The sequence below is a fragment of the Aerococcus viridans genome (assembly GCF_001543285.1).
GTDB lineage: Bacteria > Bacillota > Bacilli > Lactobacillales > Aerococcaceae > Aerococcus > Aerococcus viridans.
The window spans coordinates 749450-770502 of the sequence record NZ_CP014164.1; the positions used below are offsets into that span (position 1 = coordinate 749450).

Here is a 21053-nt window from a genome sequence, read left to right on the forward strand (position 1 = left end):
AAATAGTTATTTCGACCATATTTCCAACCATCGTGTTCAAAATTTCCTAATCAAGATTGATAGTTTTTCGATACTTTGATCAAGATATAATAGTTTTGTAGATGTGTTACAATTTATTTAAACAAGTTGGAGGTTTTAACTATGACAAACAAGAAAATTTTAACCACGCATGTAGGTTCATTACCACGTCCAAAAGCATTATTAGAGGCAAATGACCGTCGTGCAAAAAATGAAATTTCAGACGAAGAATATAATCAAATCATCCAAGATTCAGTGGATCAAGTTGTTGCAAAACAAAAAGAAATTGGTATCGACATTGTAAATGATGGAGAATATGGTCATATCACATCTGGTCCAGTAGACTTTGGTGCCTGGTGGAATTACTCATTCTACCGTTTAGGTGGTTTAGAAATGACTGACCAAGACCGTTGGGCAAACCCTGAAAAGATTCGTTCAACACCAGGAAATATTAAATTAACATCATTCCCTGACCGTCGTGACCGTGCAATTTTCTCAGCTGCCTATGAAGATCCAGATTCTGGTGTTTTAGGTAAACGTAAAGCTGTTGGCAATCCAGTTTTCGCTGATAAGGTGACTTACGTTGGTCATGACCAAGTACAACGTGACGTAGATTTCTTAAAAGCTTCACTAGCTAAAAATAACTTAGATAAAGGTTTTATCGCAGCTGTATCTCCAGGTTCAGCTGCACGTCTACGAGATAACTACTACAATGGGGATGAAGAAGCCTTATTAAATGATTTAGCAGACGCATTACACGAAGAATATAAAGCGATAACAGATGCTGGTTTCATCGTTCAAATTGATGCGCCAGACTTGGCAGAAGCTTGGGACCAAATTAACCCAGAGCCATCAATTGAAGACTTCCAAAGATGGTTACAATTACGTATTGACGCTATTAACCGTGCCTTAAAAGGTATCGATCCAGCATTAGTTCGCTTACATATTTGCTGGGGTTCATGGCATGGACCACATACAACAGATATTCCATTAGAGTACATCGTTGACCAATGTTTAGAAGTAAATGCAGCAGGATTTACTTTTGAAGCATCAAGTCCACGTCATGCGCATGAATGGAAAGTATGGGAAAAAGCAGGTCGCTTAAAAGAAGGCCAATACATCATTCCTGGCTTAGTATCTCATTCAACAAATGCGGTTGAGCATCCAGAATTAATCGCAGAACGTTTAATCCGTTTCGGTGAAATCGTTGGGCCAGAAAACGTCGTTGCTTCAACTGATTGTGGTTTAGGTGGACGTTTACACGAGCAAATCGCTTGGGCTAAATTAGAAGCCCTTGTAGAAGGTGCAGCAATCGCTTCTAAACACTTCTACGGAGAATAAATCGAGTTATTTAGCTCTTAAATTGTCAAATTAAGTGCAACACAGTTTTATAAAAGATTTCATAAGGTGTTTTCCAATTCAAACATTTTTTGGGACGTGTATTTAATTTCGTTGCCCAACCTTGTATCTCTTCATCAGTTGCATCTGTCAAATCAACACCTTTCGGTGAGTACTCTCTAAGGAGTCCATTTGTATTCTCATTAGATCCTCTTTGCCAAGGGGCATGAGGATCTGGAAAATAAATTTGCGTATTATTTAATTCCTCAGTCAATCGGGCGTGTTGACTGAATTCTTTACCACGGTCAGGTGTAATGGTTTTACAAAAATCAGAATCAATACCTTGTAGTAATTTAATCATTTGGTCAACTACCGGCTTAGAAGCTTTCTTCTCAGATTTACCGATTAGTAATAACCTAGATTTTCTATCAACTAGCGTTACTAAGCACGCTTTACCAGTTTGACCTGCAACTGTATCTGCTTCCCAATGACCAATCTCAGTTCGTTCATTAGCGCTATCAGGTCGTTCATGAATCGTATTGGAGATAGGGATCTTTCCTCTTCTCTCTACGTGATTTTTAGAATGGCGTGTTTTACCTCTGTGTCTTAATTTACGGATAGCGCCTCGATTACCGGTTGATAAACCAGGCTCATCGAAGTCGCCACGATAAATTGCACGATAGATAGTATTATAACTGATTTTATTTTTGGCATTTTCAAGGTTCAAACGACCAGAAATTTGTTCTGGAGACCATTGTTCGTTGAGAAATAGTCGTTTGACCAACTGGAAAATAGAGTCTTTATCTAGCGTGCGATGCCTGCCACATAGTTGTTTTCTACGTTTATACTCTCCATGAGCAGTTGACGGTGAATAACTGCCATCCTTGTTTGAATTACGATGTAATTCTCTTGAGATAGTCGATTTAGAACGGTCCAGGGTCTCGGATATATGCCCGATAGTTTCGCCTTGTTCATACATTAGGAATATTGTTTCTCGCTCGTTCATGGTAAGATGTGTGTATGGATTCATAGCTTTCTCCTTCTAATAGTTGGTTAGTACATCTATTTTATAGGAAAACTATGGATCTTTTTTTATTTTATTATTGTTGTTGCACTTAAATTGTAAATTCGTCCTATATAAAAAGGGTTTATGACAGAGCTGTCATAAACCCTTTTATGCACTTTTTAATAGCGTAAGAAAAGCCCTCTGGTTAGCGTATTGAACGACAAGTCAGAGGGCTTTTACTGTGCAATCAGTTGTTATTTACGTTGTTTGCCAGCATTACGGTTTGTTTTGCTGTCATTATTTGTTAAGCGTTTGTTTGTAGATTCTTTCTTAACAGAATCAGTCACATCTTTACGGCCGCTAGAAGGTTTCTTCACTTTGATTGGGTTCTCAGCCATCTCTTTATCTACTTCTGCCTGGATTCTTGGCTTGAAGTAGAAAGTTGTAAATAATGATTGAAGAATGGACCAAATGGCACCTGCTAAGAAGTAAAGTGTTAACCCGGCGGGTGTTGTAAATACGATGAATCCCATCATAATTGGTGTCATGAATAGGGTAGAACGCATTTGCGCTTTTTGCTCTTCTGGCACACCTTGCAAGGTAATGAATGATTGAATCAAGTACATTACAATGGTGATAATGGCTAATACCATATGAGATTCTCCAAGTGAGATACCGAAGAATTCGGAGTTAGCAATTGGTTCACTCACGCGAATAGCAGTGTATAAACCAGAGATGATTGGTAATTGAAGTAATAATGGTAAACAACCCATACCACCAAACATAGAAACGTTATTTTCGCGCATGAATTCTTGTTGTTCAGTCGCTAATGCCATTTTCTCTTCTTGCGTTGTGGCATTTTTTTGACGTTCTTGAATTTCTTTTAAGTATGGTTGGAAAGCAGCCATCTTAATTTGTTGACGCGTTGAGCCTTTCAGCTGGTTCAGGGTAAGTGGCAATAGAATAATACGAATGGCAATGGTAATAATGATAATAGCAATGCCGTAGTTACCAGCAAACTGATCAGCAATCCATACGATAAGTTGACCAATCGGTTCTACTGTTAAGCGGTACATAAAACCATCTGGATTATTTGGATTGGCACATCCACCTAAAAATACCACGAGTGACATCACTAGCAAAATTAGCGATAGGCGTTTATTTTTTAAACGGCTTGACAATACTTCACGTCCTTTAATTTATATAGTTATTTGATTCTTGTTTAAGTGTCTTGACTAACGTTACTATTGTAGCTAATTTAGGAGGCTATTTCAATAAACCGTGCGAAATTTCACCATTTCCTCACTATTGAAGGTTTCAACGACTTGGATATTGTCGACATGGGCGGATGGGTTTTCCGGCATTTCTTTGACTTCTTCAATAAAAGCGCGCAAGGTTGCATCATCTGCTTGAACAAGAATTTCTACTGATCCATCGTTCTTATTCTCAACGGTTCCTGCAACTTTCATCCTCTTGGCGATTCTTTCGGTAAAATAACGAAAGCCTACACCTTGCACACGTCCGGTTACAACAATTCGACTTGTTTTCATGAATATCCCTTCTTTCATTATGATTATTTAATTATACTAGATATGATGTCGATTAACATCAGCCTAAGTACTGATTTTGAATAGATTTTTTATTAAAATGAAGCTCTTTATTTATGTTAGGTCAAAACGTCACCAAGATGAAAATCGACCATAAGTTTGGTATAATAGGGTGTTGATTGGAGAGTGAAGAAGATGAGTTTCCAAGTATATCAAATAGATGGATTTGACGAGCCATGGTGGTTTGAAGATGACTGGCATGAGCATGTTGTCGCTGTTCAAACGGCTGACAGTTTAGAGGAAGCAGCACGTATTTTTCAAGGTGAATCATTAAAATTGCAGGGCTTGTTCCCGAAGACGCGTAGTCGAGTAGAAGGTATGCGCGCTTTCTGGCAACCGGGTGAAACGGATTGGTGTGAACCTTGTGCAAATGATGAACAAGTCTACCATAGTCTAGTCCTTTATGAGAACCAACAAGCTTTAAGTGAAACACGTGTCAATGAATTAACCAGTATTTTAGACAATATCAATCACCGTTCGAGCGGTAAAAATCATTTAAAAGGGGAGGGTTAGCGTGGCAAGAAAAAAGAAAAGACGGACTAAAAAACAACAAGAACTATTCCGCATGCAATTATTTTCAGGGATTTCATTATTTTTTGCCATTATTGGTGTGTTAGAGCTTGGTGCATTGGGTCGATTATTCATGCATCTGATGGAATTTTTTGTTGGGGGACTAGCCATTCCTGTATTTATTATTGAAATTATCTTCACAGGCTGGATTCTTGTGACGGGGCATGGCCCATTAGTTTTAGCTAGAATCATGAACACGGTGATTTGGGCAGTACCTATCCTAGCTATATTAATGCATGCTTGGGATTATTTAGCCATTGCCTTATCCAGTGATACATCTGTATTAGAGGTGACATGGCAACGGGCTATCGCTAATTTTACCGTTGAAGGTGCCGGTCAACCCTTGGGTGGTGGGCTTTTAGGTGGTTTATTATATACCTTTACCTTCTACACAGTAAGTCAATTGGGAACCTATATTTTCGTGGGTATCGCTTTAATGATCCTATTGTGCTACTTGTTTAGTATTACCTGGTTAGATCTTGTCGAAGGGATTCAGTCCATTACCCATGTGGTCTTTAATTGGTTAGGTGAATTCTGGGACACAACGAAACAACAATTTTCAAGTTACCGTGAGGACCGGGAAAAATATAAGGCAGACCAATCTAAAAAAAAAGCTAGCCGAAGTAAAGCTGCTAAAAAAGGCAAGCTGTCTGATGAAGACCAAGAGAGGTCGGAAAAAAACAACCGCATTAAACCAAAACAAGTGGATATAGAAGACGAAGATTTAGTCATTGTCGGGCCAAGCGCTAGTGCAAGTAATGGCAACCAACCAGCGGAAATCGAACAAACTTCTCTTGAAATTGGCGCGCAAGCTGATGAATTTCACAAGGCTGAACAAGCAAATGCGCAAGCTAGTCCAGATACTGGCGACCAAGATGTTGATACTGAACCAGATGACGGTAAAGATATTGTCATGGATATGGCTGCAGAGCCAGATAATCCAGAGTACAAATTACCACCAGCCCACTTGTTGACGCCAATTAAAGCGACAGACCAAAGTGGCGAATACGCTGTCATTAAAGAAAATGTCCGTAAACTTGAAGCGACTTTCAAGAGCTTTAATGTGGATGCCAAAGTCACTAAGGCTAACTTGGGACCAGCTGTAACAAAATATGAAATTCAGCCAGCGATTGGGGTAAAAGTAAGTAAGATTGTTGGTTTAGCCGACGATATCGCCTTATCACTAGCTGCTAAAGATATCCGGATCGAGGCGCCAATACCAGGTAAATCCTTTATCGGGATTGAAGTGCCCAATCAAGATGTATCCTTAGTTTCCTTCCGTGATTCTTTCGAGCATCAACTGCAATCGGGTAAAGTATTGGAAGTCCCATTAGGAAAAGATATTTCTGGCAATATTCGTTCAGCAGACCTGACCAAGATGCCCCATTTACTGGTTGCTGGGTCTACCGGATCTGGTAAATCAGTCGCTATCAACGGGATTATCGTATCCATTTTGATGAAGGCCAAGCCTAATGAAGTAAAATTGATGATGATCGACCCTAAAAAAGTGGAACTATCGATTTATAACGGTATTCCACACTTGTTAACACCAGTTGTAACTAATCCAAGAAAAGCGGCTCAAGCCTTACAAAAAGTCGTTCAAGAGATGGAACGTCGTTATGAATTGTTTGCTGCTTCGGGCCAACGGAATATTGACGGTTACAATGACTTCGTTCATGAAGAAAACCTTAATGAAGGTACTGCGCATCCAACTCTACCTTACATCGTTGTGATTGTAGATGAGTTAGCTGACTTGATGATGGTCGCTTCTAAAGAAGTAGAGGCCGCAATTACCCGGCTAGCGCAAATGGCGCGTGCAGCTGGTATACATATGATTCTGGCGACACAAAGACCATCTGTTGACGTTATTACAGGGATCATCAAGGCCAACGTACCATCAAGAATTGCCTTTGCGGTATCTTCAGGAACTGACTCAAGAACCATCATCGACCAAAATGGCGCTGAGAAATTATTGGGTCGAGGAGATATGCTCTACCTACCTATGGGTGAGTCGAAACCAATTCGTGTTCAAGGGGCCTTTATCACAGATGACGAAGTGGAACATGTGGTTTCTTTTGTAAAAGACCAACAAGAACCCAATTATGTTGAATCTATGATGCCAACTGAGACCAAAGAATCAGCCCCAGGCGAAGATTTAGATGAAATGTGGGATACTGTCCTAGAATTTGTTAAAACTCGTGAAACCGTCTCGATTTCTATGTTACAACGTCAATTTAGAGTCGGTTACAACCGGGCCGCCCGTCTGGTAGATGACATGGAACAACGCGGAATTGTCGGGCCACAAGAAGGGTCTAAACCTCGTACGGTTAACATCTTCCAAGAAAATGACGACGAACCAACCGAATAGGCTATCTAATAGGCCGATACATACATTTGCCAAGGCAAAAAATGTTATACTATATTTAACGTGGCAGACAGTCAACTAGGAGGGATTATTTGAATTTACCAAATAAATTAACCATCATTCGGATTATCATGATTCCAATCTTCATGATTTTCGTATCTATTCCAGCAAGTGGAGATGGTACACAAGTACTTGGCAGTCAGTGGTACTGGCAATACGTGGTGGCAGCTATCATTTTCGCAGTCGCATCATTCACCGACTGGCTAGACGGTTACATTGCACGTCGCGACAACCTTGTCACTAATTTCGGTAAATTTGCCGACCCATTAGCCGACAAGATGCTCGTTGCAACAGCTTTTATCGCCTTAGTTGGTATCGATTTAGCCCCAGCATGGTTAGTCTCAATCATTATCATGCGCGAATTAGCTGTCACCGGACTCCGCCTATTACTAGTGGAAAAAGGGACAGTCATGGCGGCTGGGAGTGCTGGGAAATTGAAAACATTCACCCAGATGCTATCCATTATCTTCTTGTTACTCGGGGATTTCCCCTTAGGATTTTGGCCATTTTCAATCGGGCAAATCCTACTATATCTTGCATTAGTCTTTACCATCTATTCAGGTGTAGACTACTTCGTTAAAAATATTTCCGTCTTTTCAGACGGACTATAAACACAATTTTTAGGCTCTTCGACATTTAATGTGGATAGCTTAATTTAAGCAAGAAACTTAAATTCATTTTATATGGATTTGAGTTTCTTTTTTATTTTATTTTAAATGAGATTTGATAAAAGAAGAACTATCTTTTTTGTCCTTTGAACTGCTGTGTACGTTCCTTAAGAGCCGTGACACCGGCGAGAGCCAAGGTCTCTCTGCCTTGATATCGAGCCAAGGTCTCGATATCATGCTTTTTCACGGCTAAGGACGTACACTTGCAGTTTTTTTCTTTGAACATAGCGAGCGGGATGTATCATGTTTATTTAATTAAGGGAAGCGGGCTTGCCCGGTTTTAAAATGAAACTAATCATCACCCTATTTCTGAAATTGAAAAAATTTCGATATCCATAGGATACACGTTTTATGACTTTGATACGATTATTTTTTCCTTCTAGACTAGCGTTTGATCTAGTCTTGTAATGGAAGGTGTTTGCGATAAACGCTATATTCTTCAATAATGTGTTCAGTGAGGTTTGCATATATTTACTGATATTTTGGTGACGTTCTGCAGTAATAGTCTCATGAAACATTTCGATATTATTTTCTTTAGAAGCCTCTAGTAAAGCTTGATATACCCAGTAATTTTCCGTTAAATCCTCATCTAAAGAAAGTAGATGATCAAGAATATCCATATCACAAACCATTTTCCCTTTAAATAAACGTTGTTTTCTATAATTTATAAAATCAACTTCGTTGAAATCCTTTAGGATAAGCTTCCAAAAACTTTTCAGCTTGCGATACTCTTTTTTATCTTCACCATTATTTCTATTTATATTGAAAGTATTCATTACTTGAACTCTCGTTTTGTTTAAAGAACGTGAAATCAATTGAATGATATGAAAACGATCAATAATTACTTTGGCGTTTGGAAACATTTCTCTAACCAAAGTCATATAAGGCGCATTCATATCAACAACAATGGTTTCAACAGCAGAGCGCTCTTTTAAACTAAATTGGCGGAAGTATTCTCTTAATTTGTATAGTTGTCGAGTGGGCAGTATACCAAGAACTTCATGAGTCTCCTCATTACTAAAAATAAAACTCATTTGATTGTCAGCTTGTTTTGTAGATTTGATCTCATCGAAGCACATGTGTTTCGCTAGTTTTGTGCGATTGCGACGAAAATAGTCATCCATAAAGCGATTAATAATTCGTCTACTAGTATTATCTGAGATACAGTGCCTACGAGCGAGATCCTTGTTTGAAATCGTATCTGCAGCCTCAACTAAAACAGATTGCTTCACTTGTTTAGCGATATGACAATTACGTGCAACCTCACTGGTATGAGCAATGAAGCGCTCATCGCATTCATGACACCAGAAGCGTTGCTTCTTAAGCTCTAGATAGGTTGGTGTATTGGATTGGCGTAACCACGTGATCCTGGACGTCATAAACCCATCTTTAACGATAGAATGGTCATTTACACAACCACATTTAGGGCAAGCCTTGGGCTTGTAGGTTAACGTGCCAGTAAAAACTTTTACATTTATTCCTTTAATATTACGCTCTTGAATCCAATTTTCTTCGTTAAATGTGATGTTAGTATCCTTAATGTTTAGTAAAAGTCTGATATTATCGTTCTGAGACATATGAATTTCCTTTCTAATTTTGGTTTAGACGCTTAAATTTTAGCATAGGAAATATTCATATGTCTTTTTGTGTTTTTATACAAAATAGGTTTGAATGATTTCTCATCCACACCAAAAGTCGGAGACCCAATTTTTAAGGGCTTCGGTTTTTACCGGGCTCTTTTTTGTTCTATAATATATAAGAATCACTATGCGCAAACGCATAAATAAAACGTATATACTAATAGGTGGGAAAAGAATGAAAGTAGAAATTATAGCTGTCGGAACAGAATTATTAATGGGACAAATCGCGAATACAAATGCGCAATTTATTGCACGAAAATTGAATGAATTAGGCTTTGACCATTACGTACAAACGGTCATTGGAGATAACCCTGAACGGTTAAAGAAGGTGACCGCTCAGGCTGAACAAAGGTCGGATATCATTATTTATACAGGTGGTTTAGGACCTACTCGAGATGATTTAACCAAACAAACTATTTCAGCTTACTTAAATCAACCACTCATTCACGATGAAGTGGGGATGGAAACCATCAAAGCAACTTTTAAAGGCAGAATCATGACTGAAAACAATCTGTCTATGGGACTAACTTTTGAAGCAGGGCATACTTTCCCTAATGATGTAGGGCAAGCGCTTGGTACAGCGATTGAACATGATAACCATACCTATATTCTATTGCCAGGACCACCATCTGAAATGAAGCATATGTTCAACCATTATGTAGCTGATTATTTACTAGACCAATACCAAAATGACATGGTACTAACATCTAAATACCTGCACTATTTTGGTATCGGTGAATCGCAATTAGCTGACACTATTGATGATTTGATTATGGGTCAAGAAAATCCAACAGTAGCCATTTACTTTGGAAATTTCATGGTAACAGTTAGACTAACTGCAGCTGGTAGAAATGAAGCAGAAAACAAGCCTTTATTAGAAGACTTGGCTACAGCTATCAACGCTCGGTTAGCTGACTATTATGTAGGGGAAGGAGAAAACTTAGGCATCAATGAAGTATTGGTAGAGAAATTGACAGACCGTGAGCAGACCATTGCTTTCGCTGAAAGTTTCACTGGTGGACTGGCAGCTAAAAAAGTTGTCGATGTCCCAGGATCTTCAAAAGTCTTACACGGATCAGCCGTCACTTATACAGAAACAGCCAAAGCCAATGTGTTAAATGTCCAACCGCAAACACTGGAAACTTATGGCATGGTGAGTGCTGAAACAGCGACTGAAATGGCGGAAAATGTACGAGACCTATATCAATCTGACTTTGGAGTATCCTTCACAGGTGTCGCTGGACCGGATGCCATGGAAGGAAAAGAAGTGGGGACTGTCTATATTGGTATCGCCCAAGCTGGCCAAGAAACTAAAGTTTTAACACCAACATTAAGAGGCAGTCGTCAAAATATTCAATATCGTTCAGTCTATTCAGCTTACTTTGATATCATTAAAAATTAACAGAACATTCGTTCGCTTTTCTCTTGCTTATTCAGCAAAAAAATTATAAAATAAAAGAAACGCAGGAGAACATTAGGAGGATTTACGCATGACTATGGATAAAAACGATAGCAACCGTCAAAAAGCATTAGACGATGCAATGAAAAAAATTGAGCGTAACTTTGGTAAAGGCTCAATCATGAAAATGGGTGAACGCGGTGATACTAGAATTTCTACTGTTCCAACAGGTTCATTAACATTGGATATTTCTTTAGGAGTTGGTGGCTACCCACGCGGTCGTATTATTGAAGTCTACGGACCAGAATCATCTGGTAAAACGACTGTTTCATTACATGCAATTGCGGAAGTACAAAAACGCGGTGGTATTGCAGCCTTTATCGATGCTGAGAATGCGCTAGATCCTGAATATGCAGCTAAACTAGGTGTAAACGTTGATGAGTTACTACTTTCTCAACCAGACACTGGTGAACAGGGTTTGGAGATTGCTGACGCTTTAGTATCTTCAGGTGCCATTGATATCATCGTTGTCGATTCAGTTGCAGCCTTAGTACCACGTGCCGAAATTGAAGGTGAAATGGGTGACTCTCATATCGGTCTTCAAGCCCGGTTAATGTCTCAAGCATTACGTAAATTATCAGGTACCATCAACAAAACGAAAACAATCGCCATCTTTATCAACCAAATTCGTGAAAAAGTTGGGGTAATGTTTGGTAGTCCTGAAACAACACCAGGTGGTAGAGCCTTGAAATTCTACTCTACTGTACGTTTAGAAGTACGTCGTGGTGAACAAATTAAAGAGAGCGGTAGCGCAATCGGTAACCGTACTAAAATTAAGATTGTTAAAAACAAGGTAGCACCACCATTCAAAGTGGCAGAAGTTGACATCATGTATGGGGAAGGGATTTCTCAAGAGGGTGAACTAGTTGACTTGGCAGCTGAATTAGACATCATTAACAAGTCCGGTTCTTGGTATTCATATGGTGAAGACCGTATCGGTCAAGGCCGTGAGAATGCAAAACAATTTTTACGAGAAAACCCAGAAATTCGTGAAACCATTGATGGACAAGTTCGACAACACTTCGGTTTTGGCCAAAATGGTAAATTAAGCGAAGAAGAACTAGATGCTTTAGAAGCAAATGATCAAGCACAAGTGGAATTATTGGAAGAAGAAACAGAATAAAATTTATTTTTAAATAGATAACCACCGTGTCTTTCCCATTGAATCACTATGGGAAAGGCTTTTTTTGCCATCTTTTTTGAAAAGGCTATCATGCTTTTGATTGCCGACTTGATTGACATTCATTCCACTTAAATATAAAATGAACTTATGTGCATGTAATGCATGTTTTATAGTATTTTAATATTTATGTAAAATAAGAACACAATTAAATAGATACGGAGGTGAAACTATGGGATTTACTGAAATTGCCTTCGCTATCATTGCTTTAATTGTTGGTGTATTGGGTGGCGTTTATGTAGGAAAAAGATCTTTATTACAAGAACAAGAACGTGAAAAAGATGAAGCCCACATAACCGCACAAGGAATCATTGAAAATGCTAAACGTAGCGCAGAATCTGAGCGGAAAGAAATTATCTTAAACGCAAAAGAAGAATTGCAACGGTATAGAAATGAAGTAGATAGTGAAGTTAGAGATCGCCGTAGTGAAGTTAAGAAACAAGAAGACCGTTTAAACCAAAAAGAAGAAAAATTGGATAGGCGGGAAGCATCCATTTCTGACAAAGAAAATAAATTAAGTAATGAAGAACAATCTTTACGTGACCGTAAGAAAAAGGTTGCTGAGACTGAAAAAGCAGCAGACGCATTAATTGAAAAACGAAATGAAATTTTAGTTAATGTAGCAGCTATGTCTCGTGAAGATGCCAAAAACTTATTACTAAAAGAGATGGAAGAGACATTAGCCCATGAGAAAGCCTTATTAATTAAGAAGGCAGAGCAAGAAGCTAATGACACGGCAGATCGAGTTGCAAAACAAATTGTACTTCAAGCTATTGAACGCTCTGGAGCGGATACAGTTACAGAATCTACAGTTACAGTTGTTCACTTACCAAACGATGATATGAAAGGTCGCATCATCGGTAAAGAAGGACGAAACATCAAGACATTAGAATCCTTAACCGGAATTGACTTGATTGTTGATGATACACCTGAAGCTGTCGTATTAAGTGGATTTGATCCAATTCGTCGTGAAATTGCAAAAATCGCTTTAGATAAATTGATTGGAGATGGACGAATCCATCCAGCCAAAATTGAAGAGGCAGTTGAAAAAGCTCGTAAACAAATGGATAGTAAAATAAGAGAAATCGGTGAAGAAACTATTTTTGATTTAGGTATTCATTCTCTTCATCCTGACTTAGTGAAAACATTAGGTCGCTTATACTACCGAACAAGTTACGGCCAAAATGTTTTGAATCACAGTATTGAAGTTGCAAAATTAGCTGGCGTGATGGCAGCAGAACTTGGTGAAGACGTACAGTTAGCTAAACGCGCTGGTCTAATGCATGATATCGGTAAAGCCGTTGATCATGAAATAGAAGGGTCTCACGTACAAATTGGTACGGAGTTTGCTATCAAATACCAAGAACCAGAAACTGTTGTTAATGCCATTGCTAGCCATCATGGTGACGTTGAAGCAACAAGTGTTATCGCTAGCTTAGTTGCCATTGCTGATGCACTCTCGTCAGCACGACCAGGTGCCCGCAGTGAATCATTAGAAAACTACATCCAACGTTTACGTAGCCTTGAAGCTATTGCCAAAGATTATGACGGCGTTCATAATGCATACGCAATTCAAGCCGGACGAGAGATCCGCGTAATGGTTAAACCAGATGAAGTAGATGATTTAAAAGCAATTGAATTAGCACATGACATTTCAAAACGCATTGAAAATGAACTGGATTACCCAGGACAAATTAAAGTAATCGTGATACGCGAAAAAAGAGCGGTTGATTACGCAAAATAGTTTATCAAGAGGCTGGGACAAAAAAGGCTTAGTTAACTAAATAAAGAGAGGAAAAAGATTTCACTTCGAAATCTTTTTCCTCTCTTTTAATTTATCAGTCTCTTTTGGACTTTTATGATGTTATTAGCCATTAATACTAGACCAATATCTGTTTTTACTTTATCTTTTCCTCTTAAATGAGTCCTTCGGAATCCTAAGTTTTGTTTAATCTGTCCGAAGACCGGCTCAACATCAATTTTTCTACATGCGAAAAGAGCTGAGCCATCTTCAGATAATAGCTTAGCTGATTCATTTTCTTTTAAATACTGATATTTTCTATTAAAAGAAAATGACTTTTGTGGTGCGGTTTCTCTATTGACTGGATAGTACATTTCTTTTTCTAAGCGATATCCAGTTGTTGTTTTTGGATGATAAACATGATGAAAATGATACTGTGTACCATCAGGGTGAATAAAGATTTGATTTTCCGCATCATAATCCCAATTATTTAAATTCTTACTTGATTTCTGAAATTTCTTCGTCTGTTCCTTATCAAACATATTGTATTTGATGAGATGATCAATCCCTAGATTGTCCAACGTTTCTAAGTTTTCTTGGCTTCCATATCCAGCATCAGCTACGACGATTTTAGGTAAAGTAGGCATACTTTCAATAAATGGTAATAGTGTACGTGTATCCGTAGGATTTGGAAAAATATTATAGGCTATAACAAATTGATTTTCAGTTGCTATTTGAAGATTATAACCTGGTTTAAGTTGACCATTTAACATCGGATCTTCTTTCATTCGCATGAACGTTGCATCTGTATCTGTTTTTGAAAAACTATTTCTACCTTCAAATGTTCTATAATAATTTTCATACTTTATCTCACGTTGTAAAAAATCACCTTTCACTTTTCGTAAGTGTTTTTTCAATTTTCTTCGTTTCTGCTTTCTTGGATCTGCACCTTTTTTTGGCGTACTTTCAATTTCTTCATTTACCTCAGCTACAGCTTCCTCAAGGAAGTCTTTTAGTATTTCAACATCATTTAAAGACATTGAATCAATTTCATCTTTGATAATCTCTTTTTCTACAGTAGGTAATATTTCGTTTCTATAATATGCCATTTCTTTAGCTTTTAATGATGCGTAAAATTTATCTGTTGCTCTTTTCCAAACAAAAGAATATTTATTTGCATCTGCTTCAATTTTTGTACCATCTATAAATACTACATTATCTGAGATTAGTTCTTGTTGAACTAAAAAGAGTTTAAATTCAACGAATAGGTTCTCAAGAATTGATGCACATAATTCACTAGAACGAAATCTATTAATCGTACGATAAGAAATTTCGGTATCGGCAACTAACCATTTCATTGGAATGTTCTCTTGCATCATTTTTTCAATAGTTCTTCCTGAAAACGTCTTTTCTATATATGCGAATAGTAATGCCTTTAAGAGGATTAATGGATGATAGGCCGGTCGGCCTTCGTGTTTATAAAATTGATCGAGGATATGTTCATCTAGTTGTTCGACAAAATTATTTACTTGGAAAACAATATGATTTGGTGCAAGATAATCGGATAACTCTAATGGTAGAAAAGCTTGATTCATGTTATATTGAGTATACATAAAATACCTTCTTTCTTTTTAGTTCTGTCGTTATTACTATTATAAATGAAGGTATTTTATTTTTGTATAATTTAAAGAGGAGATTGACCATTTTTCGTGGTCAATCTCCTCTTTTTTGGCTAGTTTTGTCCCAGCCTCTTTTAGTTGGTCAATTTTAGTTGGTATGGATTGATGCTAGTATTACGATGACATCAGTCCTTTTTCGTTTGCTGAGTCTCCAATGATTAGTGACTATAATACAGTTTCGGATGAATACAATCGTGTATTTCGAATGATTACAATAGCTAGAAATATGTTTAAATAGGTAGATTTACCAGCGGAATCTCGTATAATAAAAAGAAACGATGACTACAGAGGGTGTAAATAGATTATGACAGATAGAGTTGCTGGTTTACCTTATACAGCTGCATATAAGGGGCTAAATTTAATCCTGCAGCAAGATACAGATATTGTGCCAAATATTGTCGGCCACGGTGGGATTGGGAAGTCCCAAATGGTGCGTGACTTAGCCAAACATAACGGCTTTGGTTACTTTGAAATTACCTGTTCATTACTGCAACCAGGCGATTTGACCATGCCAGTTCCTAAAGAAGACCATATTCAGTACTATTTAAATCCCCAAATTCAAGGGGCCATTACAGAAGCAAAAGCCAATCCAAACCGCAAAGTGATTCTTTTCTTGGATGAATTTAACCGGCCAATCGCCATGGTACAAGGGGAATTGATGAACCTGGTCTTACAACGTAACTTGATGGGCCAATACTTACCTGATAATGTGGTGATTATTACCGCAGAAAACCCGTCTAGTGATGTAGAAGGTTTTGAGAACACTTCATATGCTACAAACGCCCGTGACATGGCTATTAATGACCGGACCATGCGGATTCGAATGGGTGCCAACTTAGAAGATTGGCTTACCTCTTTTGCCAAAAAGACACGCACAAGTAATTCAAGTCGGACCATGATTCATCCCTTGATCACAGAATTCTTGCAGGCTGATGGCCGTCAATATTTCATTATCATTGATGAAACAAGGGATAAAAACCCAACTCCACGTGGCTATGAACGATTATCTAACCTCCTATATGCTTTTGAAGATGCGGGTCAAGATATTTATCACCTAACAGATGACTACCTTGAATTCCTGATTGAAGGAATAGAGGGGAATATCGGAGACGAAGCAGGTCAAGTTTTTGTGACTTTCTTGAGACAGCAACAAACAGATTTTATTAAACCAACGGAGATTGTCCAAGCGCATGGGTCGGACTTAGACCAAGCCATCCTTGACCGCTATCAAGCGATGCCAATCGTGCGTCGTAAACGGGTAATTGAAGATTTAACGGATTATATCGTTAACCAACCGAATTTTATTGAAGACAAGCATCTAATCAGTCGCTATACAGATATTTTCACCGCTTCTGAACCGGATGAAATTTATATTTTAATCAAACGAATGCATGACGGGCCGGATGATTCAGCTATGGCTAACTTCTACAAGGCCTTGAACCAACATCCTGACTTTGTGGAGAAAACATTTGACATCACTATGGCTGTGAACGCCAACCAATAGACAATAATCAGGAAGAAAGGGGGTGCCTAAGTGAGTGAGCAGGCATTATTTTCCGCCTTTGAATTTGAAAATATCGAGTCGACCTTTCGCAAAATGACCATCGCTTATATAACCTTTCTAAACCATGGTCAATATGAGGACTATGAGAAATTTGCTGACGCCCAAAATCAACTGTTGGGGATTTTGACAGCCACCCTTATGAACAATCAAGACGCGCAAAAGGGGGCAAGAGATGTACTTTTTGCGGGGATTCTCTTCCATACCGACCGGGAGATGAATGGGTCACTAGCAAAGCCCATTACCATTGGTTTCCGTGGCTTAGACTTGGTTATGACCATTAATCCAATCCTATTCTACCTTTATTATGAAACGCCTGAGGGGATGCTAGCGGCCATTAGACAGATGTGTTACCACGTTTTATTTGGCCATATCGTTGATTATGATTGGGCTTTTAAAGATGAGGAGTCATCTAAAGTCATGAGCGTGGCTATGGAAGCTGAGGTGAACCAGTATGTGGATGACCTACCTGATACGGTAGTAACCTTGAAATGGGTCAAGCATATTACGGAAAATAGACTCATTTTGCCTAAAGCAGGGACCTTGTACTATTATAATGAGTTAAAAGCGGTCAAAAACGACCCGAAAAAACAGGGGCACAACCGAACAGAATCGACCTTCAATAAGATGCTTGGGTCTGGGGAAATGGACGACTTGTACAGCCAATTAGCCGGTAATTTCGATCCTAATAAGGCGGAAGAATTGCGGATTGACTCGGCCAAACAATTGAAAGAGGAAATGAAAAACAACAGGACCATGCAACCAATAACCCCAAACAGTCACCACGCAGACTTATACCGGAAATTGATGAACGGGCTAATCAAAGATTCTTATAGTCAGATGACTGAGGAATTAAGGTTAAAATTATCCAGTGAAGTCAAGGTCCACATCGACCAAATCGCCAAACAGCGGGCCTTAAACTGGCGGGATGTGATTAAACGAGGCATGGGGACGACATTAGTGCCTTATAAAATGTCTAAAAACCGGATGAACCGTCGGCAACCGCACCGGGTAGATTTACCGGGCCGGATTTTAGATGCAGCTAGCCGCTTGGTGGCCTTCTTTGATACCTCAGCCTCACAAAATGAGGAGGCTTTAGCTTATTCCTTAGGTGAATTGGCCAATATTCAAAAGACTTTGCATGCAGAAGTGTGGGTTGTTCATGTGGATACGACAGTCCAATACGCTAAGCCCTTATCCTTCCAGTCTTTGAAAGATATGGCATTTACGGGTCGCGGGGGACTTCTTTCGCACCGGCCTACCAGTGGCTACATGAACAAGGCTTCACCAATGAAGATACGGTAGCCGTTTATTTCACAGACGGCTATGGAGACGACGACTTTGAACGATACGGTTTTTCCAATATGTATTGGGTACTGACTGAAACAGAAGTGGGGGATCCCTCACCGCTATCTACAGATGGTGGCGGAAAAGTTTTATATCTGAAAGCGGACGAGCGGTATAACCGCCATATCTTGCGCCATCATAAAAACGCCCCAATCAGTAACCAAGACAGTGACCATCTCTAGGAGGTTCAAATGGATACCATCAAAATCAAGAAAGCCTTGGTAAAGGCGCAAATGGGTGACTACGCCCCTATGGTAAAAGATATTCCCTATGCCACCTTTAAACAGTTGAATATTCCCTTTCAATTTAATTTCAAACAAATTGACGAAGAAATCGCAGCTTATATTGTGGCCAATGGCTATTTAGATATGTTTCCAAGTCAGATGAATCAGTTAAACCTATTGCAAAAGGGCAACCATTTTAGAATGGAAACAGGGATTTCAAGTGACAAGGACGCTCAATTTCTAGCCAATGCATGGGCAAAATACGAAACCATCAAGCGGGCTGACTTAGCCAATACAGCTAAAGAATCTATGATCAGCCGCACGGGTAGCCAAGTATCCATGTGGGATAAATTAATCGGTCAAGATATACCAGAATTAAAAAATCAGCAAGAAGCATTATTAGCGGACTTTGCATGAATACTCGTGTAAAAATGCTAACGAATATAAAAGCTGACTAAGTCATGTCACATTGGATGTGCACTTTGTCAGCTTTTCTGTCTATCATTTTGGGTTGCATTTCAATTTGCCTTGGCGCATTATGGAAGGTAAGAATACGATGAATGGGGGAATCGAATGGAAAAGCAAGACAGCCTTAAACCGATTGTTTTCGAGCGTCAAAAGTTTGATCTCGATGATATCCGGGAGATGCATACTTTATACATTGAAAATTACCCAATAGTTTATATCTTGCATCAAAATAAAGAAACGAATTCACGGCCTAAAGCCTATATCGGCCAAACAGTCCATGTCCACAACCGGATGCGGGACCATTTAAAAAATAAGGCACGTAAAGACTTAACAGACGCTTTGTTTATTGGCCACCAGACCTTTAACCAGTCAGCGACCTTTAATATTGAAACTAATTTAATTAACTATTTTATTGCGGACAACCAATTTTCCTTGCAAAATGTGAGTCAGACAGCCAACTTGTCCATGCACAATTATTATCAAAAAAATTTATATGACGATGATTTATTTGAGGACATCTGGGAATCCTTAAGGCATGAGGGTTTGGCCAAAGAGACGACTGATAACCTTAAAAATCGAGATATCTATAAGTTATCGCCTTTTAAAACCCTGTCTGAACCACAGCGGGCATTAAAAGAAAATATCCTGAATTATTGCAAGCGGGTGATGCAGGATATTCGCCAAGAAAAATCCGTCAAAAAGAAAATCTATGTCATTCACGGGGAAGCTGGAACGGGTAAGAGTGTCGTTTTGTCATCCTTATTCAATACCTTACAAGAAGAGGCTCGGCAAAGTCATTCCGTATTGGCGGGGACTAAAAACTTCTTATTGGTCAACCATTCGGAAATGTTGAAAACTTACCAGCAAATCTCGAAATCACTGCCTTATTTAAAGAAGAAGGATTTCGATAAACCGACGCCCTTTATCAATAATCAAAAAATCGAGCAAGCAGATATTGTCTTGATTGATGAAGGTCATTTGTTGTTGAGCCAGCCGGATGCCTATAATAATTTTCACGGCGAAAACCAATTAGATGCCATCATGGACAAGGCTAAGGTTGCCGTCCTAATTTTTGATGAAAAGCAATATTTGAAGGTCAAGAGTAAGTGGCAATCGGACGATTTAAAGTCTATTTTGAAGAAATACGACGCCGACGAATACCGTTTGACCGACCAGTTCCGTATGAATGCCTCACCTGCAATCATGAATTGGGTGAATGAATTTGTTGGGCAAAAAGTGACGCCACTTCCGCCTTCTGACGACCATTTTGAATTCAAGGTCTTCGACGATCCAACCGCCTTTAAAGATTATATCTATCAAAAGAATGCGGATAAGGGACTGTCACGAATTGTGTCCACCTTTGATTTCGCCCATAAGAAGAATGGCGACGTCTACCTAGTGGACGAAGCCGGCATCAACCTACCCTGGAATACGACCAATAGTAAGGTGACCTGGTCAGAGCGGCCAGAAACCATCAATGAAGTCGGTTCCATTTATACTGTCCAGGGCTTTGATTTAAACTATGTGGGGATTGTCCTTGGACCGTCGATTGATTACGATTTTGAGACCGAAAGATTAACCATCGATCCAAGCAAGTATCAAGATACGGGTGGTTACAGCGGTGCTAATCGTTTTGCCAGTCACAAAGAGGCCATGGCTGCTAAAGAGCAGATTATCTTGAATTCAATCAACGTCTTGATGAAGCGGGGAATATACGGCTTAGCCATTTATGCGGTTAATGACAATTTGAAGCGGAAATTACAGGACATGAGAGTGGAGGCAATGCAGGATGACATCTAGTATGGACAAGGTCAATCAATTCCGGGATGAGCGGAACTGGCGACAATTTCACAATGAGAAGGATTTAGCCCTTTCAATCACCTTGGAAGCGTCGGAATTACTGGAAATCTTCCAGTGGAAAACAGCAGCCGAGGGTGTTGAGAATTTGGACGCTATTAAAGATGAATTAGCGGATGTGTTGATTTATGCCTACATGTTGGCGGACAATTTAAACTTGGATATTGATGATATTATCGAGCGCAAGTTGATTAAAAATAAGGAAAAATATCCAGTTGAAAAAAGCCGTGACAACAACAGTAAATATACAGAATTGTAAGCAAAA

18 protein-coding genes are annotated in these 21053 nt (G+C 39.0%); 13 read left to right on the plus strand and 5 right to left on the minus strand.

The genetic code is table 11. From position 1 onward, the window contains the following. Positions 1-141: 141 nt before the first annotated feature. Entirely contained in the window at positions 142-1359 is a 1218-nt protein-coding gene (locus tag AWM76_RS03660; RefSeq protein ID WP_003143518.1) for a cobalamin-independent methionine synthase II family protein, read from the plus strand. A gap of 25 nt (positions 1360-1384) precedes the next feature. Here the strand turns inward: AWM76_RS03660 and AWM76_RS03665 are convergent, their stop codons facing one another. The 3 genes from AWM76_RS03665 to AWM76_RS03675 all read right to left on the minus strand — a co-directional run bounded on the left by AWM76_RS03665 (position 1385) and on the right by AWM76_RS03675 (position 3912). Further along, positions 1385-2386, minus strand: a complete 1002-nt coding sequence (locus tag AWM76_RS03665) for an IS30 family transposase (RefSeq protein ID WP_060779340.1) — start codon at positions 2384-2386, stop codon at positions 1385-1387. 230 nt (positions 2387-2616) lie between these two features. Then, entirely contained in the window at positions 2617-3543 is a 927-nt protein-coding gene (yidC, locus tag AWM76_RS03670) for a membrane protein insertase YidC (RefSeq protein ID WP_003143483.1), read from the minus strand. A 90-nt stretch (positions 3544-3633) separates the two neighbouring features. Next, positions 3634-3912 (minus strand): acylphosphatase, encoded by a 279-nt coding sequence (locus AWM76_RS03675; RefSeq protein WP_016897631.1) that lies wholly within the window; start codon positions 3910-3912, stop codon positions 3634-3636. 192 nt (positions 3913-4104) lie between these two features. On the opposite strand from AWM76_RS03675, the gene AWM76_RS03680 reads away from it, so the two are divergent. From AWM76_RS03680 to pgsA, 3 genes are all read left to right on the plus strand, one after another. After that, positions 4105-4482, plus strand: a complete 378-nt coding sequence (locus AWM76_RS03680; RefSeq protein WP_003143485.1) for a DUF1033 family protein — start codon at positions 4105-4107, stop codon at positions 4480-4482. 1 nt (position 4483) lies between these two features. After that, on the plus strand, positions 4484-6907 hold the full coding sequence (locus tag AWM76_RS03685; RefSeq protein WP_003143486.1) for a DNA translocase FtsK: 2424 nt from the start codon (positions 4484-4486) through the stop codon (positions 6905-6907). Positions 6908-6996: 89 nt separating this feature from the next. Then, on the plus strand, positions 6997-7575 hold the full coding sequence (gene pgsA / locus AWM76_RS03690; RefSeq protein ID WP_003143487.1) for a CDP-diacylglycerol--glycerol-3-phosphate 3-phosphatidyltransferase: 579 nt from the start codon (positions 6997-6999) through the stop codon (positions 7573-7575). A 308-nt stretch (positions 7576-7883) separates the two neighbouring features. Here pgsA and AWM76_RS03695 read toward each other — a convergent pair whose 3' ends face one another. Next, positions 7884-9209, minus strand: a complete 1326-nt coding sequence (locus tag AWM76_RS03695) for an ISL3 family transposase (protein ID WP_060779308.1) — start codon at positions 9207-9209, stop codon at positions 7884-7886. A 238-nt stretch (positions 9210-9447) separates the two neighbouring features. Between AWM76_RS03695 and AWM76_RS03700 the strand changes: the two genes are divergently transcribed. From AWM76_RS03700 to rny, 3 genes are all read left to right on the plus strand, one after another. Next, positions 9448-10674 carry a competence/damage-inducible protein A gene (locus AWM76_RS03700; protein ID WP_039934657.1) on the plus strand — a complete coding sequence of 409 codons (1227 nt, stop codon included), beginning with the start codon at positions 9448-9450 and terminating at the stop codon, positions 10672-10674. Positions 10675-10762: 88 nt separating this feature from the next. Beyond that, positions 10763-11854 (plus strand): recombinase RecA, encoded by a 1092-nt coding sequence (gene recA / locus AWM76_RS03705; protein WP_003141064.1) that lies wholly within the window; start codon positions 10763-10765, stop codon positions 11852-11854. A gap of 229 nt (positions 11855-12083) precedes the next feature. Beyond that, a complete protein-coding gene (gene rny / locus AWM76_RS03710; protein WP_003141062.1) occupies positions 12084-13655 on the plus strand; it encodes a ribonuclease Y in 1572 nt (523 codons plus the stop codon). A gap of 86 nt (positions 13656-13741) precedes the next feature. Here the strand turns inward: rny and AWM76_RS03715 are convergent, their stop codons facing one another. Beyond that, complete coding sequence (locus AWM76_RS03715) at positions 13742-15265, minus strand: IS1182 family transposase (protein WP_060779293.1); 1524 nt, start codon at positions 15263-15265, stop codon at positions 13742-13744. A 370-nt stretch (positions 15266-15635) separates the two neighbouring features. On the opposite strand from AWM76_RS03715, the gene AWM76_RS03720 reads away from it, so the two are divergent. From AWM76_RS03720 to AWM76_RS03740, 6 genes are all read left to right on the plus strand, one after another. Further along, entirely contained in the window at positions 15636-16835 is a 1200-nt protein-coding gene (locus AWM76_RS03720; RefSeq protein WP_003142136.1) for an ATP-binding protein, read from the plus strand. A gap of 30 nt (positions 16836-16865) precedes the next feature. Continuing rightward, positions 16866-18197 (plus strand): VWA-like domain-containing protein, encoded by a 1332-nt coding sequence (locus tag AWM76_RS03725; RefSeq protein WP_003142134.1) that lies wholly within the window; start codon positions 16866-16868, stop codon positions 18195-18197. 59 nt (positions 18198-18256) lie between these two features. Further along, a complete protein-coding gene (locus AWM76_RS10815; protein WP_003142133.1) occupies positions 18257-18421 on the plus strand; it encodes a hypothetical protein in 165 nt (54 codons plus the stop codon). Between the two features lie 9 nt (positions 18422-18430). Beyond that, complete coding sequence (locus tag AWM76_RS03730) at positions 18431-18880, plus strand: hypothetical protein (protein WP_003142132.1); 450 nt, start codon at positions 18431-18433, stop codon at positions 18878-18880. Between the two features lie 156 nt (positions 18881-19036). After that, positions 19037-20731: a DUF2075 domain-containing protein gene (locus AWM76_RS03735; RefSeq protein ID WP_003142130.1), complete on the plus strand. Its 1695-nt coding sequence runs from the start codon at positions 19037-19039 to the stop codon at positions 20729-20731. Continuing rightward, positions 20721-21047 carry a nucleotide pyrophosphohydrolase gene (locus AWM76_RS03740; protein ID WP_003142129.1) on the plus strand — a complete coding sequence of 109 codons (327 nt, stop codon included), beginning with the start codon at positions 20721-20723 and terminating at the stop codon, positions 21045-21047. The genes AWM76_RS03735 and AWM76_RS03740 overlap by 11 nt, the downstream gene beginning before the upstream one ends. Positions 21048-21053: the final 6 nt, after the last annotated feature.